Annotated in this window: 17 protein-coding genes, 4 tRNA genes and 1 pseudogene; 11 read left to right on the forward strand and 11 right to left on the reverse strand. The window is 73.7% G+C overall.

The window, feature by feature from the left end; genetic code table 11:
* Complete coding sequence (locus tag ABD086_RS19920; protein WP_343909452.1) at window positions 1–2,616, reverse strand: winged helix-turn-helix domain-containing protein; 2,616 nt, start codon at window positions 2,614–2,616, stop codon at window positions 1–3.
* Window positions 2,617–2,631: 15 nt separating this feature from the next.
* A complete protein-coding gene (locus ABD086_RS19925; RefSeq protein WP_343909454.1) occupies window positions 2,632–3,219 on the reverse strand; it encodes a helix-turn-helix domain-containing protein in 588 nt (195 codons plus the stop codon).
* A 79-nt stretch (window positions 3,220–3,298) separates the two neighbouring features.
* Here ABD086_RS19925 and ABD086_RS19930 point away from each other — a divergent pair, with 79 nt between their 5' ends.
* The 4 genes from ABD086_RS19930 (at window position 3,299) to ABD086_RS19945 (ending at window position 6,951) form a co-directional block, all read left to right on the forward strand.
* Entirely contained in the window at window positions 3,299–4,225 is a 927-nt protein-coding gene (locus ABD086_RS19930; protein ID WP_343909456.1) for an NAD(P)/FAD-dependent oxidoreductase, read from the forward strand.
* Window positions 4,226–4,251: 26 nt separating this feature from the next.
* Window positions 4,252–4,494 carry a putative antibiotic biosynthesis monooxygenase gene (locus ABD086_RS19935; RefSeq protein WP_343909458.1) on the forward strand — a complete coding sequence of 81 codons (243 nt, stop codon included), beginning with the start codon at window positions 4,252–4,254 and terminating at the stop codon, window positions 4,492–4,494.
* Between the two features lie 142 nt (window positions 4,495–4,636).
* Window positions 4,637–6,760: an MMPL family transporter gene (locus tag ABD086_RS19940; protein WP_343909460.1), complete on the forward strand. Its 2,124-nt coding sequence runs from the start codon at window positions 4,637–4,639 to the stop codon at window positions 6,758–6,760.
* 118 nt (window positions 6,761–6,878) lie between these two features.
* Window positions 6,879–6,951: transfer RNA gene (locus ABD086_RS19945), tRNA-Lys, on the forward strand.
* 262 nt (window positions 6,952–7,213) lie between these two features.
* Here ABD086_RS19945 and ABD086_RS19950 read toward each other — a convergent pair.
* Window positions 7,214–7,750: a GNAT family N-acetyltransferase gene (locus ABD086_RS19950; RefSeq protein WP_343909461.1), complete on the reverse strand. Its 537-nt coding sequence runs from the start codon at window positions 7,748–7,750 to the stop codon at window positions 7,214–7,216.
* 297 nt (window positions 7,751–8,047) lie between these two features.
* Here ABD086_RS19950 and ABD086_RS19955 point away from each other — a divergent pair, with 297 nt between their 5' ends.
* Window positions 8,048–8,449: a PaaI family thioesterase gene (locus ABD086_RS19955; RefSeq protein ID WP_343909463.1), complete on the forward strand. Its 402-nt coding sequence runs from the start codon at window positions 8,048–8,050 to the stop codon at window positions 8,447–8,449.
* A 103-nt stretch (window positions 8,450–8,552) separates the two neighbouring features.
* Here the strand turns inward: ABD086_RS19955 and ABD086_RS19960 are convergent, their stop codons facing one another.
* Window positions 8,553–9,995 carry an NAD(P)/FAD-dependent oxidoreductase gene (locus tag ABD086_RS19960; RefSeq protein ID WP_343909465.1) on the reverse strand — a complete coding sequence of 481 codons (1,443 nt, stop codon included), beginning with the start codon at window positions 9,993–9,995 and terminating at the stop codon, window positions 8,553–8,555.
* Between the two features lie 354 nt (window positions 9,996–10,349).
* Between ABD086_RS19960 and ABD086_RS19965 the strand changes: the two genes are divergently transcribed.
* From ABD086_RS19965 to ABD086_RS19975, 3 genes are read left to right on the forward strand one after another with little or no spacing between them, the layout of a single operon-like run.
* On the forward strand, window positions 10,350–11,231 hold the full coding sequence (locus tag ABD086_RS19965) for an ATP-binding protein (RefSeq protein ID WP_343909467.1): 882 nt from the start codon (window positions 10,350–10,352) through the stop codon (window positions 11,229–11,231).
* On the forward strand, window positions 11,228–11,647 hold the full coding sequence (locus tag ABD086_RS19970; protein ID WP_343909469.1) for a fluoride efflux transporter FluC: 420 nt from the start codon (window positions 11,228–11,230) through the stop codon (window positions 11,645–11,647). The genes ABD086_RS19965 and ABD086_RS19970 overlap by 4 nt, the downstream gene beginning before the upstream one ends.
* Window positions 11,644–11,970, forward strand: a complete 327-nt coding sequence (locus ABD086_RS19975; protein WP_343909471.1) for a fluoride efflux transporter FluC — start codon at window positions 11,644–11,646, stop codon at window positions 11,968–11,970. Before ABD086_RS19970 ends, ABD086_RS19975 begins: the two co-directional genes overlap by 4 nt.
* A 100-nt stretch (window positions 11,971–12,070) precedes the next feature.
* Here ABD086_RS19975 and ABD086_RS19980 read toward each other — a convergent pair whose 3' ends face one another.
* The 3 genes from ABD086_RS19980 to ABD086_RS19990 all read right to left on the reverse strand — a co-directional run bounded on the left by ABD086_RS19980 (window position 12,071) and on the right by ABD086_RS19990 (window position 12,755).
* Window positions 12,071–12,424 (reverse strand): metallopeptidase family protein, encoded by a 354-nt coding sequence (locus ABD086_RS19980; protein WP_343909473.1) that lies wholly within the window; start codon window positions 12,422–12,424, stop codon window positions 12,071–12,073.
* A 108-nt stretch (window positions 12,425–12,532) separates the two neighbouring features.
* A tRNA-Asp gene (locus ABD086_RS19985) sits at window positions 12,533–12,609 on the reverse strand.
* 73 nt (window positions 12,610–12,682) lie between these two features.
* Window positions 12,683–12,755, reverse strand: a tRNA-Glu gene (locus ABD086_RS19990).
* A gap of 44 nt (window positions 12,756–12,799) precedes the next feature.
* Between ABD086_RS19990 and ABD086_RS19995 the strand changes: the two are divergent.
* The 3 genes and pseudogenes from ABD086_RS19995 to ABD086_RS20005 all read left to right on the forward strand — a co-directional run.
* A pseudogene (locus ABD086_RS19995) lies at window positions 12,800–13,012 on the forward strand (helix-turn-helix domain-containing protein); the annotation flags it as partial.
* 193 nt (window positions 13,013–13,205) lie between these two features.
* Window positions 13,206–13,340 carry a VOC family protein gene (locus ABD086_RS20000; RefSeq protein ID WP_425571664.1) on the forward strand — a complete coding sequence of 45 codons (135 nt, stop codon included), beginning with the start codon at window positions 13,206–13,208 and terminating at the stop codon, window positions 13,338–13,340.
* A 49-nt stretch (window positions 13,341–13,389) separates the two neighbouring features.
* A tRNA-Phe gene (locus tag ABD086_RS20005) sits at window positions 13,390–13,463 on the forward strand.
* A 53-nt stretch (window positions 13,464–13,516) separates the two neighbouring features.
* Here ABD086_RS20005 and ABD086_RS20010 read toward each other — a convergent pair.
* From ABD086_RS20010 to ABD086_RS20025, 4 genes are all read right to left on the reverse strand, one after another.
* Window positions 13,517–13,765 (reverse strand): WhiB family transcriptional regulator, encoded by a 249-nt coding sequence (locus tag ABD086_RS20010; RefSeq protein WP_343909475.1) that lies wholly within the window; start codon window positions 13,763–13,765, stop codon window positions 13,517–13,519.
* A 52-nt stretch (window positions 13,766–13,817) separates the two neighbouring features.
* The gene (locus tag ABD086_RS20015) at window positions 13,818–17,426 is read right to left on the reverse strand and encodes a beta propeller repeat protein (RefSeq protein WP_343909477.1); all 3,609 of its coding nucleotides are present in this window, start codon (window positions 17,424–17,426) and stop codon (window positions 13,818–13,820) included.
* A gap of 120 nt (window positions 17,427–17,546) precedes the next feature.
* Complete coding sequence (locus tag ABD086_RS20020; protein ID WP_343909479.1) at window positions 17,547–17,930, reverse strand: hypothetical protein; 384 nt, start codon at window positions 17,928–17,930, stop codon at window positions 17,547–17,549.
* 32 nt (window positions 17,931–17,962) lie between these two features.
* Window positions 17,963–19,003: a mechanosensitive ion channel family protein gene (locus ABD086_RS20025; RefSeq protein WP_343909481.1), complete on the reverse strand. Its 1,041-nt coding sequence runs from the start codon at window positions 19,001–19,003 to the stop codon at window positions 17,963–17,965.
* Window positions 19,004–19,021: the final 18 nt, after the last annotated feature.

A 19,021-nucleotide genomic window follows, 5' to 3' on the forward strand; every position in this document is an offset into this window, starting at 1 on the left:
TCATGTGGTGAACCCGGTGGTGACCCGGGAGAGCAGCCCGAGCTGGTGGGCCTTGGTGATCGCCGCGCGGCGGTTGTTGACGCCGAGCTTGGTGTAGATGTGCTTGGTGTGCGTGCGCACGGTGTTGAGCGACACCACCAGCTCCCGCGCGATGCCGGGGCCGTCGAGGTCCGATCCCAGCAGCCGCAGTACGCCGAGCTCGCGGTCGCTGAGCGGGTCGACCAGGGCCCCGTGCGGGACGCGCGCCGGGGCCGGCGCGTCCGCGGCGGCGTCGACGAGGTAGCGGACCCAGCCCTCGGGCTCGGCCAGCGCCACCGCGTGCGCGTGGGCCGCCTCGGCCGCGGCGGCGTCCCCGGTGAGACGGAGCGCCCGGGCCCGGAGCACCTCGAGCTCGATCACGGTGCCCAGGCGCTGCCCGGCGGTCGCCGCCGCCAGCAGCCGGTCCAGCAGCGCGCCCGCCTCGCCGGGCCGCTCCTGGGCCAGCAGGATCCGCGCCAGCGTGACGTGCTCGTACTCGCGGAGGTAGCTCAGCTCGTCGTCCGGCGTCAGCCCGTGCTCGCCCGCCCACGCGACCGCACCGGCGACGTCGCCCGAGGCGGCCAGCACCCGGGCCCGGGTCGCGTGGACCGGGTGCACCGGCGGCGAGAAGTCACCGACGTACACGCGCTCGGCCTCGTCGAGGAGCTCGAGGGCCGTGGCCCAGTCCCGCTCGACGGCGCGCAGCCGCGCCATCGCGACCCGCCACCGGTAGGGGTTCTGCGGGAGGCCGGCGGCCTCGCCGAGGTCGTCGGCGCGGCGCAGCAGGTCGGCGGCCGTGGCCAGGTCGTCGCGGTGCCAGGCTGCGCGGCTCAGCGCCACGAGCATGTCGGCGGTGCCCCGCAGCACGCCGCTCCCCTGGCGCTCGGCGAGCTCGAGGGCGCCGCGCAGCGTGCGCTCGGCGTCGCGCAGCCGGCCGAGCGTGAGCTCGAGGTCGGCGATCGTGATCGTGCAGCCCAGGACGTCGGCGACGTACCCGATCCGGGTCAGCCCGGCGGCGGCGACGACGTACGACTCGTGAGCTCCGACGACGTCCCCGGTCGCCCAGGACGCGAGCCCGGCCAGCGCGGACGCCGCCGCGATCGTCAGGTCGTCCCCGGCCGGGGCCGCGGCGATCGCGCGCCGGGCCCGGTCGATCGCCCCGGCGGGGTCGCCGCCGACGAGCGCGAGCGCCGAGCGGTACACGTCCAGGGAGGCGGGCACCCGGGCGAGCTCGCCGTGGTCGACCACCACGAGCTCCGAGGCCGGCCGGGCGAGCATCCCCTCCACCGCGACGAGCCGCTCCTCGACGCCGGCGAAGTCGTTGCTGGCCATCAGCCCGCCGACGAGCTCGATGGCGAGCACCGGGCGGTTGCGCACGACCTCGTCAGGGAGCAGGTCCGCCCACCGGCGGATGACGCTCTCCCGCCGCTCCCGCCGCAGGCCGGGAACGGCCAGCTCGACGAGTTCGGCAGCGGCCTCGGCGTCGCCGGCGGCGAGGGCGTGCCGGACGGCCTCCTCGACCTCGCCGCCGGCGGCGTACCAGCGGCTGGCCCGGCGGTGCAGCTCGGCGGCGTCGCCGGGCCGCTCCTGGAGCAGGTGCGCGCGCAGGACGTCCGCGAACAGGTGGTGGTAGCGGTACCAGCGCCGGTGGTCGTCGAGCGGGACCAGGAAGAGGTTCTGGCGGTCCAGCAGGTCCAGCATCGCCCGCCCGCTGCCGGGCGCGCCGGCGTGGACGGCCTCGCACAGCGGCGCGGTCAGCCGCTCGAGGACCGAGGTGTCGAGCAGGAAGCGGCGTACGTCGTCCGGCTGCCGGCCGAGCACCTCGTCGACCAGGTAGTCGACGACGAACCGGTCGTCGCCGGCGAACCGGTCGATGAAGCCCGACGCGTCGGCGCGGTCGCGCAGCGAGAGCGCGGCCAGCTGCAGCGCCGCGACCCACCCCTCGGTGCGGGCCTCCAGCACGGCGACCTCCTCGGGCGGCAGGCCGAGGTCGTTGAGGTCGTTGAGGTACGCCGCCGCCTCGTCGGCGTCGAACCGCAGGTCGGCGGCCCGGACCTCGACGAGCTCGCCCCGGGCGCGCAGCCGGGAGAGCGGCAGCGCGGGGTCGGCACGGGTGCTGACGACCAGGTGCAGCTGGGGAGGCAGATGGTCGACGAGGAACGTCATCCCCGCGGCGACCTCCGGCCCGTCGGCGAGGTGGTGGTCGTCGAGGACCAGCGTGACCTCGCCATCCTGGACGCTGAGCTCGTTGACGACCCCGGCGAGCACGGCCTCGATGCTCGCCTGCCCGGACTGGAGGAGGGTCAGCGCCGCGGCCGCGGAGCCGGGCACCGCGCGGTCCAGGGCCAGCAGCACGTAGCTCCAGTACGTCGTCGGCTGCCGGTCGCGCTCGTCGAGGGACACCCATGCCACCGGCCGGCCGGCGTCCGCGAGCCAGGTGGCCAGCAGCGTGGTCTTCCCGAAGCCCGCGGGCGCGGACACCAGGGTGACCGGGGCGGCCCGGGCCCGCTCCAGCAGGCCGGTCAGCCGGGGGCGCGGCACGGCCTCCCGGCGCGGCCGGGGCGCCAGCAGCTTGGTCTCGAGCAGCGCGTCGGCCATCCGCGCTCCCTCCGGTCAGTGCGCGGGACCCATCATGGCCTGCTGGGCGTGCAGCTGCATGCGTTCCCCGGGACGGCCGAAGATGCTGAGCACCTCGGCGGGCCCCTCGCCGGTGCTGCCGAACCAGTGCGGCACCTGGGTGTCGAACTCGGCGGCCTCGCCGGCGCCGAGGACGAGGTCCCGGTCGCCGAGCACCAGCCGCATCCGTCCGGACAGCACGTAGAGCCACTCGAAGCCGTCGTGCGTGCGGGGCTTCGGCACCGACTGGGTCCGCGGGATCACGATCTTCCACGCCTGGACGCCGCCGGGCCGGGTCAGCGGCAGCACGGTCCGGCCGTTCACCCGGCGCGGCTTGAGCCGGATCCGGGGGTCGCCGACCTCCGGCGCCCCCACCAGGTCGTCGATCGGCACCCGGTAGGTCTGGGCGAGCGGGAGCAGCAGCTCCAGGCTGGGCCGGCGCTGGCCGTTCTCCAGGCGGGACAGCGTGCTCTTGGAGATCCCGGTCGCCTCGGCGACCTCGGTCAGCGTCACGCCGCGCTGCTCGCGCACCTTCCGCAGCCGCGGGCCGACCAGCGCGAGGATGGGGTCCACACCTGCGTCCATGGCGCCATTGGACCGCGCGATTCCCGGAAACGGCAACAACCGTTGTCGAAGCGGGACCGGCGCGAGCACGCTCGTCGACATGAACGAGTACGACGTCCTGGTCGTCGGCGGCGGCGCCGCCGGGCTCTCCGCCGCGCTGGTCCTCACCCGGGCCCGGCGGCGGGTCGCGGTGGTCGACGCCGGCGAGCCCCGCAACGCCCCGGCCGCCCACATGCAGGGCTTCCTCGGCTCCGACGGCCTCCCACCGTCGGAGCTCCTGGCCGCCGGCCGGACCGAGGTCGCCGGGTACGGCGGCGAGCTGGTCGCCGGCACCGCCACCGGCATCGTCCCGGCCGGCCGCCGCTTCGACGTGATGCTCGCGGACGGCACCGTCCTCGGCGCCCGTCACGTCCTGGTGACCACCGGGCTGCGCGACGAGATCCCCGACCTCCCGGGCGTCCGGGAGCGGTGGGGCCGCGACCTGCTGCACTGCCCCTACTGCCACGGCCACGAGGTCCGCGACCAGCCCCTCGGCGTCCTCGGTGGCAGCGCGGCCGACATCGCGTACGCGCAGCTGGTCCGACAGTGGACCCCCGACGTGGTGCTGTTCAGCAACGGCGTCACGCTGACCGCCGACCAGCGCGAGCAGCTGGTGGCCCGCGCTGTCGGCATCGTCGACGGACCCGTGGCCCGGCTCGTCGTCGAGGACGACCGGCTCACCGGCGTCGAGCTGGCGACCGGGCAGGTCGTGCCGCGAGGCGCGGTCTTCGTCCGGCCCGACTTCGTCCCCCACGACGCCCTGCTGACCGACCTCGGCTGCGCCGTCCACGAGAACGGCTGGGTGGCCGTCGACGCCACCGGGCGCACCAGCATCCCGGGCGTGTGGGCGGCCGGCAACGCCGTGAACCCGCGCGCCCAGGTCATCACCGCCGCCGGCGAGGGCTCGGCGGCCGCGATCGCGATCAACAACGACCTCGTCGAGGACGACGTCCGCGCCGCGGTCGACCGATTCCGCCTCGGCTGCTGAGCCGGGCACCACGAAGGAGAACCACCATGACCCCGCCCACCCCCCTCGCCACCGTCGGACCGCCGAGCAAGCACCAGCTGGCGCTGATGATCTGGATCGCGGTCTTCCCGACCCTCACGGTCCTCAACCTGGCCATCGGGCCGTGGCTCGCCGACGCCGGCGCGGTGCTGCGCACGTTCGTCCTCGCCACCATCGCGGTCCCGATCGTCATCTACGGCCTGATGCCGCGGCTGCACCGGATCCGGGTGCGCCTGCTCACCCGCCGCTGACCGGATCACCACGCGGGATCACCACGCGGAATCACCACGTCTGGTGACGACCCCTCACCACGTCGGTTCCTAGCTTCTCGGACACCACCGAGCACCGACCCGGCTCGGACCCAGCTCCGACCCAGCTCCGAAAGGCACGATCATGGACCGACTCACCCGCGCCGTCGCGATGGCGAGCGCGCGTCACCCGTGGCGCACCATCACCGCCTGGGCGGCCGTCCTGGCCGCCGTCCTCGTCCTCGCCGCCAGCGGCGGCGGCAGCTTCGCCGACGACTTCTCCGCGCCGGGCAGCCAGAGCGACCGGGCGCTCCAGCTGCTCGACGAGAACTTCCCCGACGCGGCGCAGGGCACGGCCCTGGTCGTGATGGAGGCCCGGAACGGCACCACGATGCAGGACGACCGCGCCGGCGTCGCGGCGGTCCTCGCGGAGGTGGCGCGCCTCGACCACGTGGCCACGGTCACCGATCCGTACGCCGCCGGCACGATCTCCCCCGACGGCCGGATCGCGTTCGCCGAGCTCACCCTCGACGTCCCCGAGCGCCAGATGGGCAAGCCGGCGTTCGCCGTCCTCTCCGACGCGGTCTCCCACCTGGAGGCACCGGACGTGCGGGTCGAGCTCGGCGGCGACGCCGTGTTCCTGAACGCCCAGGACGACAGCTCGGGCCACGTCGGCATCGGCCTGCTGGTCGCCCTGCTCGTGCTGCTCGTCGTGTTCGGGACGGCGGTGGCCGCGGTCCTCCCGATCGGGCTGTCGCTGGTCGCCGTCGGCGCCGGCATCGGTGGGATCACGCTGCTGGCCGGCACCAAAGACGTCTCGGTCTCGGCGATCCCGGTCGCCGGCCTGGTGGGCCTCGGCGTCGGCGTCGACTACGCGCTGTTCGTCGTCGCCCGCTACCGCGAGAACCGGCACGCCGGCCAGGACAACCGGCGCGCGCTCTCCGGCGCGATGGGCTCCTCCGGCGCGGCGGTCGTGTTCGCGGGCGGGACCGTCGTGGTCGCCACCTCGGCGCTGGCGATCACCGGCGTCGGCATCCTCACCTCGATCGGCTTCGCGACCGCGATCATGGTCCTCGCCGCCGTGGCGGCCGCCGTGACCCTGCTGCCCGCGCTGCTCGGCCTGCTCGGCGACCGCATCGACACCGGCCGGGTCGTCCGGCGGCACCGGCCGGCGAAGCCCGCCGAGCAGACCGCCTGGTGGCGGTTCGGGCACCGCGTCTCCGCACGGCCGTGGCCCTACCTGCTCGCCGCCGTCGTCGGGCTGCTGACGCTCGCCGCCCCCGCGCTCGCCATGCAGACCGCGTTCCCCGCGGCCGGCGACGCCCCCGCCGAGACCACGCACCGCCAGGCCTACGACCTGCTGACCGAGGGCTTCGGCGTCGGCATCAACGCCCCGCTGCTGGTGCTCGTCGACGGTGACGGCGCGGCCACCGCCGCGCGGGACGTCGCCGCCGTACCGGGCATCGCCTCGGTCGGCGCGCCGCAGGTCTCGGCCGACGGCGGGACGACGGTCTTCACCGCGATCCCGACCACCGGGCCCGCCGACCCGGCGACGTCCGCCACCATCGAGCGGGTCCGCGACGTGATCCCGTCCAACACGTACGTCTCCGGCATCACGGCGGTCACCGACGACCTCAACGCCCAGCTGGCGCGGACGCTGCCGCTGTTCATCGGCGCGGTCATCGCGGTGTCGTTCGTGCTGCTGATGCTGGTCTTCCGGTCCATCGCGGTGCCGCTCAAGGCGGCGCTGATGAACCTGCTGTCGATCGGCGCGGCGTACGGCGTCCTCGTCGCGGTCTTCCAGTGGGGCTGGGGCGCGAGCCTGCTGGGCCTCGAGGGACCGACACCGATCACCTCGCTGATCGTGGTAATCATGTTCCCGATCCTGTTCGGGCTCTCGATGGACTACGAGGTGTTCCTGCTGTCGCGGATCCGCGAGGAGTTCGACCGCACCGGCGACAACACCGAGTCGGTGGCCCGCGGCCTCGCCGGCACCGGCCGGGTGGTGACCTCGGCGGCGCTGATCATGGTCGTGGTGTTCCTCAGCTTCGTCTCCAGCCCGGTGCCGTCGCTGAAGATGCTCGGGCTCGGCCTCGCCACCGCCGTGGCCGTCGACGCCACGGTCGTCCGGATCGTCCTGGTGCCGGCGACCATGGCGCTGCTCGGCCGGGCGAACTGGTGGCTGCCCGCCTGGCTCGACCGCCGGCTGCCGCACCTCTCCGTCGAGGGCCGGCCCGCACCGGCCGCGGAGCCGGAGCTCGTCGGCTGAGCGCCCACCCCGTCGGCCCCCGGATTCCGTCCGGGGGCCGACGTCGTCGGTCGACCGCGGCCACGTGCGGACGCCCCGCGGCAGCCGCCGGTTCGCCGGGCTAGAGTCCCCCGTGTCCGGGCCCCTAGCTCAATTGGCAGAGCAGTGGACTTTTAATCCATGGGTTGTGGGTTCGAGTCCCACGGGGCCTACGCAGCTCGGCAGGAACCGGTCTACTCCACCGGGCCGAATTGGCCGCAACCGGTCGCGCGGTGGGCCCCGCAGCCCCTAGCGTTCCGGCTGTTGAACCGTCGGTGACCCGAGACGCCGGCGGTTCACTCTATTTGTGGACCAGACCACAGCGACGTGCGCATAACCCGGCGCCGACCGGTCACGTTCATCAGTCGGCAGTCGGATCCTGCCGGTCGCCAGGTCTCCGGAGGACAGGGCGTCAGGGGGTCGGCGAGCGCCCGCTCAGGCGGGCGCTTGCCGCGCCGTGTCGATCCAGTACCGGCGCTTCCCGTTGCGGGTGTCCTCCTGAACGCCGCCGACACCCTCGATCACCCGCCACGACCCCTCGTTGTCCTCGTCCGCGGTGACCAGCACGCGGTCCAGCCCGAGCGCCGCCGCCTCCCCCAGCGCGAGCGCGAGCGCCCGGGTGGCGTGCCCCTCACGGCGGCGCGACGGACGTACGCCGTACCCGATGTGGCCGCCCTCCTCGAGCAGCCAGTCGTTCAACCGGTGCCGGAGGGCGAGGTAGCCGACGAACTCGTCGCGGTCGGCGATCCAGAAGTACGTGCAGGGGACCCGGTCCTCGGGCAGCTCCACGTCGGGGTCGGCCTGCCGGAGCAGGTACGCGACGACCGGCCGCGCGCCGTCCTCGCTGGTGTCCAGGTTGTCGAAGGCCCACAGGCCGGAGCCGTGCATGAAGTCGCCGGCCTCGGCGAACTCCACGACGGCCTCCGCCCAGGACGCGCGCAGCCGGAGATCGGGACGGACGAGCGAGGTCATGCGCCCATTCCAGCAAATGGAACGTGTTCTAGCATCTGACTTCGTGGCGGGTTACGTGCGCGAGGACATCACCGAGGACGAGATCGAGCGGCAGCGTGCGCTGTACGGGCCGTTCACCGAGGCGGTGCGCGACCTCGTGGACGCGACGATCCGCACCGAGGTGGACGAGCACGAGGTGCGGGCCGTCCAGGCGGAGGTCGAGGCGCTCACCGCGCGGCTGCGCCGGCGGCAGCACGAGGGGCCGTACGGCGTCCGCTTCAGCAGCGACGGCCGGGCCGGCCCTGGGGCAACCCGGTCGTGGGGCTGCGGAACGCCGCCGCGCCGCCGGTCGTCGTCGAGCGCGACCCGTCCGGGCGGGCGTGGTCGAGCTTCCACCTCGGCGCCGCGTTCGAGGGCCCGCCCGGCCTGGTGCACGGCGGGGTCTCGGCGATGATCCTCGACCAGCTCCTCGGCGAGGCGACCGGCGCCGGCGGCAAGCCGGGCATGACCGGCACGCTCACGCTGCGCTACCGACGCGGCACCCCGCTCGGCGACCTGCGCGGCGAGGCCTGGATCGACCGGTCCGAGGGGATCAAGACCTGGGCGCGCGGGCACCTCGAGGACGCCGAGGGCGTGACCGTCGAGGCCGAGGGGCTGTTCATCCTGCCGCGCTGGGCGCGCGAGCGGATCGAGGCCGGGAACCCGCGGTACTTCGAGTAGCGGGGGCTCGTCCGAACGCAATTGAACGCTCAGACTCCCCTACTCGCCGGTAACTGGAGTCTGGCCGTTCAATTGCGCGGGAAGGCCGCCCCGGAAGCCTCGGTCAGACCCGCTGCTCGACGGGGACGCCGCGCTCGCCGGAGTCGGTGAGGCGCGCCTCCTCGGCGGCCTGCGCCTCGAGCTCCGCGCGCCGGGTGGTCTCGAACAGCGCCCGGGCGGCGTCGTACGCCCCGGGGTCCGAGACCAGGTCGGCGGCGCCGCGCTTGAGGCGGCTCAGCGCGCTGCGCGCGAAGATCTGCTGCTCGGTGGTGGTGCGCTCGGAGCGGCCCCGGCCGACGAACGACACCGCCCAGTGCAGCAGCGCGGTGACCCGGTTCTTGAAGCCGGTGATGTAGATCAGGTGCAGGCCGAGCCACATCAGCCACGCGAGGACGCCGGTGACGCGCAGCTTGCCGATCAGCGCGACCGCGCGGAACCGGCTGATGATCGCCATCGAGCCCTTGTCGAAGTACGTGAACGGCCCCTGCGACGGCTTGGCCTGGAGCCGGTTGTCGATCTCCTTGGCGGCGTACTTGGCGCCCTGGATGGCCACCTGGGCGACGCCGGGGAGGTTGTCGAGGGCGATCATGTCGCCGACCACGAACACCTCGGGGTGCCCCGGCAGCGTCAGGTCGGGGTTGACCGCGATCCGGCCGGCCCGGTCGAGCGGGGCGCCGGTCTGCTCCGAGAGCGTGCGGCCGAGCGGGTTCGCCTGGACGCCGGCGGCCCAGATCTTGGTGACGCTGTCGATGCGCTCGACGCGGCCGTCCTTGAACTTCATCTCGATGCCGCGCTCGTCGACGTCGGTCACCATCGCACCGAGGACCACCTCGACGCCGAGCTTCTCCAGCTCGAGCTTGGCCTTCTCGCCGAGCTTCTTGCCGAACGGCGGCAGCACCTGCGGCGCGGCGTCGACCAGGATCACCCGGGCCTGCCGGGAGTTGATCGCGCGGAAGTCCTTGCGCAGCGTGCGGTGCGCGAGCTCGGCGATCTGGCCGGCCATCTCGACACCGGTGGGGCCGGCGCCGACGACGACGAACGTCAGCAGGTGGTCGACGTTCTCGCCGCGGGTCGCGCCGAGCTCGGCGAGCTCGAACGCGCCGAAGATGCGGCCGCGGAGCTCGAGGGCGTCGTCGATGTTCTTCATGCCGGGGGCGAACTCGGCGAAGTGGTCGTTGCCGAAGTAGGACTGGCCCGCGCCGGCCGCGACGATCAGGGAGTCGTACGCCGTGACCGTCTCGCGCCCGAGCACCTGCGAGGTGACGGTCCGGGCGTCGAGGTCGATACCGGTGACCTCGCCGAGCAGCACCTGGGCGTTGGCCTGGCGCGCGAGGATCTCGCGGGTCGGCGGGGCGATCTCGCCCTGGGAGAGGATCCCCGTCGCCACCTGGTAGAGCAGCGGCTGGAAGAGGTGGTGCGTCGTCTTCGCGATCATCGTGACGTCGACGTCCGCGCGCCGCAGCGACTTGGTGCCGAAGAGCCCTCCGAACCCGGATCCGATCACCACGACCTGGTGACGGTGGGAAGTGCCAGCTGCCGGGGTGGCTGCCATGAAGAGGGCCCTTTCAGATGTGCGGTCGATCGCGTCTGGAGAACATCCGCGCGGTACCCCATTGTTCCGTGGCGACCCCTCCGGGGCGCAATCGGGGAGGGTCTCGTCCGTCACACCGTGATTCGGCCACCGATCGCGTCGCGTGAACCCGTCCAGACCAATGAATTTGCGGCTCCGCGCCGATGTTTCTCGGGGAATGGCCGGGGGTACACGAGCCGTCGAAGGCATCGCCGCCAGCCGCCGCCACTATCGGAGACCACCGTGCCGCTGAACAGGCCCGCCCTGTCCTTGGGCTCGGGTCCCCGAGGCGTGCAGGACGCACGCCGTTGGGTGGTCGACACCTGCCACGACATCGGCCGCAGCGACCTGGTCGAGTGCGCCGAGCTGGGCGTCTCCGAGCTGGTGACCAACGCGCTCCTGCACGCGTCCGCCCCGCTGAGCGTGCGGGTCCGCGGCACCCGCGAGCACCCCCGGGTCGAGGTGCGCGACGGCACGACCGAGCTGCCCGTGCTGCCCGGCGGCGAGACCCACGACGAGGACGACCTGCTGCTGACGTTCGGGCGGGGCCTGAGCATCGTGGCGCGCTGCTCCACGGCCTGGGGCGTCGAGGTCGAGGAGGACGGCAAGGTCGTCTGGTTCGTTCCGGCGGCGCGGAGCGGCGAGACGATGGTCGAGGGCGTGGTCACCGGCGCGGGTCCCGCACCGCCGCGGGAGCCGTCGCCCGACGAGATGAGCATCGAGATCCTCGGCGTGCCGCTGCGGTCGTTCATCGACTTCCAGCGGCACTACCGGGAGCTCCGTCGCGAGGTGCGGTTGCTGGCGCTCGCGCACGAGGCGGAGTACCCGCTCGCCAAGGACCTGTCCGACCTGTTCGGGAGGCTGGAGCACGACCTCCGGGACGGCATCGGCGCGGGACAGATCGAGGAGGCACTGCACTCGGGCGCGGCGACCACCGACCTGCACGTCGTGATGCCGCGGGCGACAGCAGCCACCATCGGCCGGTTCATCGAGCTGCTCGACCTGGCCGACGCGTTCTGCCGCGAGGAGCGGCTGCTGTCGCTCGCCCGGACCCCCGACCAGCAGCAGTTCCAGCGCTGGTTCCTCGGGGAGTTCGTGCGGCAGCGGGACGGCGAGGCACCGTTGGCGTGGCAGGATCTGCCCGTGTCCAGGCGGCAGAACAGCATCTCGTGAGCGACGCCCCGGTGCCGCGGCTGCTCGCCGCGGTGGCGGCCGGCGGCGCGCTCGGCGCCCTGGCCCGGTGGGGCCTCACCGAGGCGTTCCCGTCGGACGCGGACGCGTTCCCCTGGGCGACGTTCGCGATCAACGTGGCGGGCTCGTTCCTGCTCGCCCTGCTGCCGGCGTCCGCGCTGGTACGCCGGCGCCGCGACCTCGCCGTCGCGCTCGGTCCCGGGGTGCTGGGCGGGTTCACCACGCTGTCGGCGTACTCCGAGCAGACCCGGGCGCTGCTGGACGCCGGCCGCGGCGGCGTGGCCGCGACCTACCTGCTGGGGACCCTGGCGGCCTGCCTGGTCGCGGTCGCCGTCGCCGACCACTGGTCGACGGTCCTGGAGCGGCGCGCCTTCGAGCTCGAGGGCGGCGACGAGTGACCGCGCTGCTCGTGGCGCTGGGCGCCGCCGTGGGCGCTCCGCTGCGCTTCCTGCTCGCGTCCCGGCTGGACGGGCGCTTCCACACCGGGACCCTCGCGGTCAACGTCGCGGGGTCGTTCCTGCTCGGGCTGTTCTCCGCGCTGTCGCTCTCGTCGTCGTGGAGCGCCCTGCTGGCGACCGGCTTCTGCGGCGGGTTCACGACGTACTCCGCGTTCAGCGTGCAGACCCACGACCTCGGCCCGCGCCGAGGCGCTGGGTACGCCGGCGCGACGATCGTGCTGGCGCTGGCGGCGTGTGCGGCCGGGTTCGTGCTGGCATCGTGAGCGAGACCAACTGGGTCTCGACACGCTCCGTCGCGACTTCGCGAGCTCAGTCGCGGTCGCTGCTCGACCACCGACGATCCGGTCCGCTCCGCGTCCCGGATCACGCGTACCCGAGCTCGTGCAGCCGGTCGTCGTCGATCCCGAAGTGGTGGGCGACCTCGTGCACGACGGTGATGCGCACCTCGTCCTCGAGCTCCTCGACCGAGTCGCACATGTCGAGCAGGTTGTTGCGGAAGACGAAGATCCGGTCGGGCAGCTCCATCATCGGGTCGCCCCAGCGCTCGGTCAGCGCGATGCCGTCGTACAGCCCGAGCAGGTCCGGGTCGTCCTCGGGGGCGTCGTCCTCGACCAGCACGACGACGTTGCGCACCAGCTGGGCGATCTCGTCGGGGATGTCGTCGAGGGCGCGGTCGACCAGCGCGTCGAACTCCGCGGGCTCCATCTCCACCGGCATGCGGCCATTGTGCCGGGTCGCCCGAACCGTCGAGACACGCGAACGGGCCCTTCCGGGGGCCTGCCCGCACATGACAGATGCCCCGGATCTCGCGATCCGGGGCATCGGTGGCGACCCCGACGGGACTCGAACCCGCGGCCTCCGCCGTGACAGGGCGGCGCGCTAACCAACTGCGCTACGGGGCCAGGTACTTCGTTTGCGGAAGCGGTGGAACTCTAACCCACGCACCGCCGCGCTTCACAATCGGCGGTGTGTTCGCACCCCCAACGGGATTCGAACCCGTGCTACCGCCGTGAAAGGGCGGGGTCCTGGGCCGCTAGACGATGGGGGCCGGACTGCTCCGCAGAAGCATACGGGTCGTGGGACGATCCGCGGGTGCCCACCCATCCGTCGCGCCACCTGCTCCGGGCGCGCGACCTCGCGGACCGCAGGTACGCCGCGCCGCTGCGGGTCGCCGACCTCGCGCGGGAGGCGGGCTGGTCGCCGGCGCACCTCGCACGGGAGTTCCGCCGGGTGTTCGGCGAGACCCCGCACCAGTACCTGCTCAGCCGCCGGCTCGAGCGCGCCGCCGCCCTGCTCCGCAACACCGGGAACGAGGCCCGGTACGCCGTGGGAGAGGCGCCGTACACCGCGGTGAACCGGCTCGTGAACGAGCCGAGGCTGGTCAGCCCGACGGCGTGGCAGATCCGACGCCAGCGGGCAGCTCGGCAACCTGGTCGCCCGTGGCGCCGCCGGCACGCTGTTCCTGGAGACCGACGACTGCCGGGCGGCGTACGACGAGCTGTCCGCGCGCGGCGTGGCCTTCAACGACCCGCCGACGCCGCAGCCCTACGGCATCGACACCTCCTTCCGGGACCCGTCGGGCAACAACGTGCGGCTCACGCAGGTGCTGGAGTTCGACCCGTCCCGTGCGTGACCACCGTTTTCGTCGCACCCGGCGGGCTCCTGTAGGGTGTGCGTCGCTCGGGCAGGTAGCTCAGTTGGTACGAGCGTCCGCCTGAAAAGTGGAAGGTCGGCGGTTCGACCCCGCCCCTGCCCACGAGCACGAGAGCCGCAGCCGAGTCGATCGGCTGCGGCTCTCGCCGTCCACGCCTAGGCCACCTTCCGCGGCCGTCCGCGCGGCCGCTTGCGCGCGACGACCCGGCCGGCCTCGAAGAGCTGGCCGCCCCAGACGCCCCAGGGCTCCTGCCGCTCCAGCGCGCCGGCCAGGCACGCCGTGCGGACCGGGCACCGCGCGCAGAGCGTCTTCGCGCGCTCCAGGTGCGCCGGCTCACCCGCGAAGAAGAGCGTCGCGTGCAGTTCACACGGGAAGGGCCCGCTCGGCCCCTGCGTAGGTCGCATGGGCCGAGCGTGGCCACCTGAGGTACCTCACGGCATCGGGAGAACTCCCTAGTCAGCCGGCGGTGCCCAGCCGCACGTCGTCCACGTGCACCCCGTCCCAGCCGTCGGTCGACGAGCAGAGCGGGCCGCCGAGGCCCGAGCACAGCTCGTCGGAGGTGAAGTGGAACCGCACCTGGACCGGGCCGCCCGGCGAGGAGAAGGCCACCGCGTACGGCGACCAGCCGGGGGCGTCGGCGTTCTGGCCCGAGAAGGTGCCGGCCGTCGCCCAGGTCGTGCCGCCGTCGGTGGACACCTGGACCGCGACCGTGTCGAAGCCGGGCTCGGTGTCGAGCCGCATCGACCACTCCAGGACCCCGGTGCCCGCCGGGAGCGTGGCCGCCGGCGACGTCAGCGACGTGTCGGCGTTGTCCAGGTAGTTGAGCGGGCCGGCGACGTCGAACGCCTGGCCGGCGTCCGCGTCCGCGGTGCCGGAGCCGTGGCCCGGGCTCTCCCGCGTCCAGGTCGACGGTGCGCCGTCGGCGGTCCAGCCCTGCGCGTCCGCCTCGAAGTCCCACGCCTGCGCGAGGGTCCCGATCGCCGGGGTCTCCGGCGGCTCCGGCGTCGGCACGGTGACCTTCTTGTCGAAGGTGTAGGTCCACACGTCGCGACCGAACAGCGCGAGCACGGCGACGTTCGGGTTGTCGGGCTTGAGCGCCACGCTGGCGACCGGCGCGGCCGGCAGCCCACCCAGGCGCGCGAACTGCGGCTCGCGCTGCTTGGCCCCCCGCATGCCGGACGCGAAGGCGCCGACGTCGGTGCCGACCAGCAGCTGGTTCTTGCGCAGCGCGACCCAGGTGGCCGGGGCGTCCGGCAGGTTGCCGGTCACGTCGGCGAAGTGGCGGCCCGCGTCGTGCGACACGAACAGGTGGCCCGTGCCGATCCGCGGGTTGGTGTCGCCCACCGCGCCCGGCGGCACCCACCGCCGGGTGTAGCCGCCGAGGGTGACGAAGACCGTGTTCTCGTCCTTCGGGTCGATGGCGACCGACGTGATGTACCGGTTCGGCAGCCCCTTCGGCGTCACGACGTGCCAGCCGTCCGCCGTCCCGGCCTGCGCCGGCTTGTCGCCCCCGACGTTCGTCGCCAGCCCGTTGCGGAACACCGCCGAGGAGTCCGCGGTCTTGTTGAGGGTGTCGCAGAACCCGCAGAAGCCGACGTACGTCGCGTTGCGCCGGGTCGCGATCGCCGACATCGAGTTGGCGGGGTCGGTGGCCGACGCGGTGGCGCCGGCGTCGCCGGGCTTCGTCCGGGTGCCGAGGTCGAAGACCTTGATCCACGTGTTCGTCGACGGGTCGGCGTCCGCGGCGTCGGTCATGCCGCCCTGGGTGCCCGGCCCCTGCAGGGTCTCGACGACCTCACGGCCGGCGGTGACCAGGTGCTTGGCGTTGGTCGGGTCCATCGAGAACGGGTTCGCGAACTTCGACGCCGTCAGGCCCGGGTCCATGTCGGCCCAGGAGGTGCCGCCGTCGGTGGTCACCGACATCGCGCCGTACGTGTACTCCTCGTACGCGGTCTTCGAGTCGAACGGGTCGACCGCCGAGAAGAACCCGTCGCCGCCGTACGTCTCGTACTGCTTGCGGGTCTTCCCGTCGATCTTCAGGTTGCCGTTGTCCTGGAGCCCGGCCCAGACGGTGCCGTCGTTGGCCATCGCCGCGTAGTACGGCATCAGCGTGCTGTAGCCGGTCTGGTCGCCCGGGCCCCAGTGGCCGTTGTCGAGCTCGCCGTCCGAGTCGTCCTCGAACCGGTACCGGTAGCTGCCGCCGTCGTTGCCGACCACGAGCTGCACGCCGCCGTCGACCTTCGGGTCGGCGATCCAGATGCCGTCCTGCTGGTCGGGGTGCGTGGTCGAGCCGTCGTCGGACGGGTCGCGGTCGGTCGGGCAGGCCGGCAGGCCGGCGCTGAGCAGCAGGCAGGAGTCGCCGCCGAAGTACTTGCCGACGACCTGGAAGTGGACCGGGACCGAGCCGTCCAGCGGCTCGCCGGACTGCGGGAGGTCGTCGGCCCAGACCTCCTCGAGGCCGAAGGCCAGCCGGGTCGGGACGCCGTTGGCGTCGGCGCGGGTCGGGTCCGGCTGGATCCACTGGTTGTACCAGCCCTGGACGCCCGGCTGGTAGCCGGTCGCGGTGCCGGTGCCGATCAGCGCCGAGCCCGTGGTCGGGTCCGCGGTCAGCTCGCTCCCGGACACCAGCTCGGTCCAGGTCGCACCGAAGTCGGTGGAGACGTAGATGCCGTTGAGCACGGTGGTGCCGACCGGCGGGGTGCCGAGCTCGTCGGGGGTGTCGATGCCGCCCACGCCGCCGTGGTTGAGCAGGTTCGCGTCCTGCACGACGGCGTACAGGATGTCGTGGTCCTGCTGCGGCCCGACCGCGTTGCCGAGCTCGACGCGGCCGATCGCGTCCTGGGCGGCGAAGCCGCTGACGTCGAGCTTCTGGAAGCTGCCGGGCTTGCCGGTGGCGGACCGGTAGACGCCGTTGTTCGGCGACTGCACGGAGCCGTCGGGGTTCTCGCGCTGCCCGCCGCGCCAGCCGACCGTGGCGACCACGGTGCCGGCCTTCGTGTCGGTGTTGACGCCGCCCGGCGCCGCCACGACCACGTCGGTGACGACGTTGGCCAGGGCGCACTCGGGCCGCTTCGCGGTGTCCGCGACGCCGGCGCACTTCCCGGTCGGGAGCCTCAGGTTGCGGTACGAGCGGCCGCCGTCGGTCGAGCCGAACAGGCCGGCCTGGGTGGCGAGGTAGACGTTGCGCTGGTTCGCCGGGTCGACCGCGACCGCGAAGCCGAGCGCGCCGGCCGGGACGCCGCTGGCGCGGGTCCAGTGCCGGCCGAGGTCCTTCGACCAGTACGCGCCGAGCCCGGTGTACGCCGACGAGCCGAACGTCGGCTCGCCGGTGAGCGCGACCAGGGTGCCGCCGTTCGCCTTGCTCCAGCCGACGGCGCCGGTGACGGTGGTCGGCAGGTTGCCGGTCGCGTCACGCCACTGGCCGCCGAGGTCGTCGGAGCGCCAGATGCCGCCGTTGCCGACCGCGGCGAACAACCGGTGGCCGGCCGGGTCCCAGGCGTAGCTGTCGACGCGGCCCATGTTGTGGGTCAGGCCGAGGCCGTTGACCTCGGGGTACGCCGGGTCGTTCACGATCAGCGGGCCGCGGCCGTGCAGCCGGGCGGTGCCGGGGACGGTGCCGAGCCGGGCGGCCTGCTGGGCGGCGGCGTACGCCGCGCCCTGGCGGTAGGCGCCGAGCGGGGCCAGCCGCGCCATGGCGCGGGTGTTGAACAGCGAGTTGAGCTCCTGCAGCGACTCCGGCCGCTTGGCGACGACGCAGAGCCGGTCCCACTCGTCGGGGTCGGTGCCGGCCAGCATCGGCAGCTCGCGGGTGGCCTCGCGGACGAGCTCCGCGTCGGCCTCCTCCCCGTGCTCGCCCTCCTCGGCGTGCTCGCCCTCGTGCTCGGCGCCCATCTCCTTGCGGACCTCGGCCAGCGCCGCCTCGACGGGCTGGTAGCCGGGGGCGCATGCGGCGTTCGCCGCGGCGGGCGAGCCGCCCGATCTGAGCAGGCCGACGGCGACGGCGGTGCCGAGGACGAGGGCGAGGACGGCCGCTACGGCGGTCCAACGGAGGCGGGGTGACGACATGGGCATGCTCCTGACACTGAGGACCGTGGAACGGATCGCGCTCCGGGTGGTCAACGGTCGTCCCGTCCCCGGGTCATGCCCCGCCGGACATCTGCTCACGCAGCTGACCAGACCGGTTCGTCAGGCGGTCCGCTCGTGCGGCACCTCGAGGCGCGGCACTCCCCCGAGGCCGAGCCGGTAGCGGACGTGCTCGGCGTACTGGTCGAGCGTCCGGTAGAGCACCTGGTGCGCCGACCACGGGAGCGGGTCGGCGCCGTCGTACCAGCTCTCGCCGAACGAGATCCACACCGGCGTCCACGCGGCGGCGTCGTCCCAGGCGCCGCGCCGGGCCATCAGCATCCGGCGGCGGACCTGGAACGCGCGGCGCGGGCCGTCGGCGCAGATCGGCGCGGTCGCCACCGGCCACAGGCGCAGGTCGAGCGACATCAGGTGCACCTCGAGCTGGGGCAGCACGGCGGGGTCGACCAGGACGGTCGCCACGTTCTCGTGCGGCTCGCGCGTCATGACCGCACGCTCCCCGCCGGACCCGCGCGCCGTCAACCCTCCGGTCGGGCGAGGTCCCGCACCATCTCGACCCGCTGCCGCGGCACGCCGGCGTCGTTGTCCCTGATCCAGCCGACCAGGTGCTCGCGGACGTGGCAGCGCAGGTCGAACAGGCGGCCCGCGTCGGACGCGGTCACCAGGGCCCGGACGCGCACCCACCCGCCCACCGCGTCGGTGACCTGGAGGACCTGCGCGCGCCCGTCCCACAGGTCCGTCGTCGACAGCGCCACCGCGAGCTGCTCGCGGAGCCGGCCGGGGTCCACCGTCCAGTCGACGTCGAGCTCGACCGCGCCCAGCAGCTCGGAGCGCCTCCGGGTCCAGTTCTGGAACGGCGTGGTCGTGAAGTACGTCGACGGCACCACGAGGCGCCGCTCGTCCCACAGCCGGACCACGACGTAGGTCAGCGTGATCTCCTCGATCCAGCCCCACTCGTCGTCGACGATCACGACGTCGTCGAGCCGCACCGAGTCGCCGAACGCGATCTGGATGCCCGCGAACACGTTGCCGAGCAGCGACTGCGCCGCCAGCGCCGCCACCACGCTCAGCAGGCCCGCGGACGCGAGCACGCTGGCGCCCACCGCCTTGACCCCGGGCAGCGCCAGCAGCGCGGCGCCGAGGGTGATGATGGCGGCGACGGCGATCGTGAGGCGGCGCAGCACCAGCATCTGGGTCCTCATCCGCCGCGCGGCCAGGTTGTCGGTGACGTCCGTGCGGTAGTGACGGAGCCCGGCGTCCTCGAGGAAGAGGGCCACCGACGTCAGGAACCAGCCGCCGGCGACGATCGCGAGCACGCGGGCCGTCGTCGTGCCCCAGGTCCACCACCACGCCTCGGCGTCGGCCGGCCGAACCGTCGCCAGGACCGGGTTCAGCGCCACCATCAGCACCAGCACCCGGAACGCGATCCGGCTGCGGCGCTCCAGGTGTCGGACGGCCGGCCACCGCCGGGCGGCCAGCCGGCAGCCCAACCGCGTCGTCGCGATCACGAGGACCGCGACGACGACGGCGGCGCCCACGCCGACGAGGGTCGGGATCACGCGTGGTCACCGTGGTCG

Source organism: Nocardioides aquiterrae, from assembly GCF_039526625.1.
GTDB lineage: Bacteria > Actinomycetota > Actinomycetes > Propionibacteriales > Nocardioidaceae > Nocardioides > Nocardioides aquiterrae.

Excerpts from the sequence above, each read along its gene's own strand:
- ABD086_RS19920 (WP_343909452.1), bottom strand. The coding sequence starts at position 2,616 with ATGGCCGACGCGCTGCTCGAGACCAAGCTGCTGGCGCCCCGGCCGCGC.
- ABD086_RS19925 (WP_343909454.1), bottom strand. The coding sequence starts at position 3,219 with ATGGACGCAGGTGTGGACCCCATCCTCGCGCTGGTCGGCCCGCGGCTG.
- ABD086_RS19930 (WP_343909456.1), top strand. The coding sequence starts at position 3,299 with ATGAACGAGTACGACGTCCTGGTCGTCGGCGGCGGCGCCGCCGGGCTC.
- ABD086_RS19935 (WP_343909458.1), top strand. The coding sequence starts at position 4,252 with ATGACCCCGCCCACCCCCCTCGCCACCGTCGGACCGCCGAGCAAGCAC.
- ABD086_RS19940 (WP_343909460.1), top strand. The coding sequence starts at position 4,637 with ATGGACCGACTCACCCGCGCCGTCGCGATGGCGAGCGCGCGTCACCCG.
- ABD086_RS19950 (WP_343909461.1), bottom strand. The coding sequence starts at position 7,750 with ATGACCTCGCTCGTCCGTCCCGATCTCCGGCTGCGCGCGTCCTGGGCG.
- ABD086_RS19980 (WP_343909473.1), bottom strand. The coding sequence starts at position 12,424 with ATGCCGGTGGAGATGGAGCCCGCGGAGTTCGACGCGCTGGTCGACCGC.
- ABD086_RS20010 (WP_343909475.1), bottom strand. The coding sequence starts at position 13,765 with ATGCGACCTACGCAGGGGCCGAGCGGGCCCTTCCCGTGTGAACTGCAC.
- ABD086_RS20015 (WP_343909477.1), bottom strand. The coding sequence starts at position 17,426 with ATGTCGTCACCCCGCCTCCGTTGGACCGCCGTAGCGGCCGTCCTCGCC.
- ABD086_RS20020 (WP_343909479.1), bottom strand. The coding sequence starts at position 17,930 with ATGACGCGCGAGCCGCACGAGAACGTGGCGACCGTCCTGGTCGACCCC.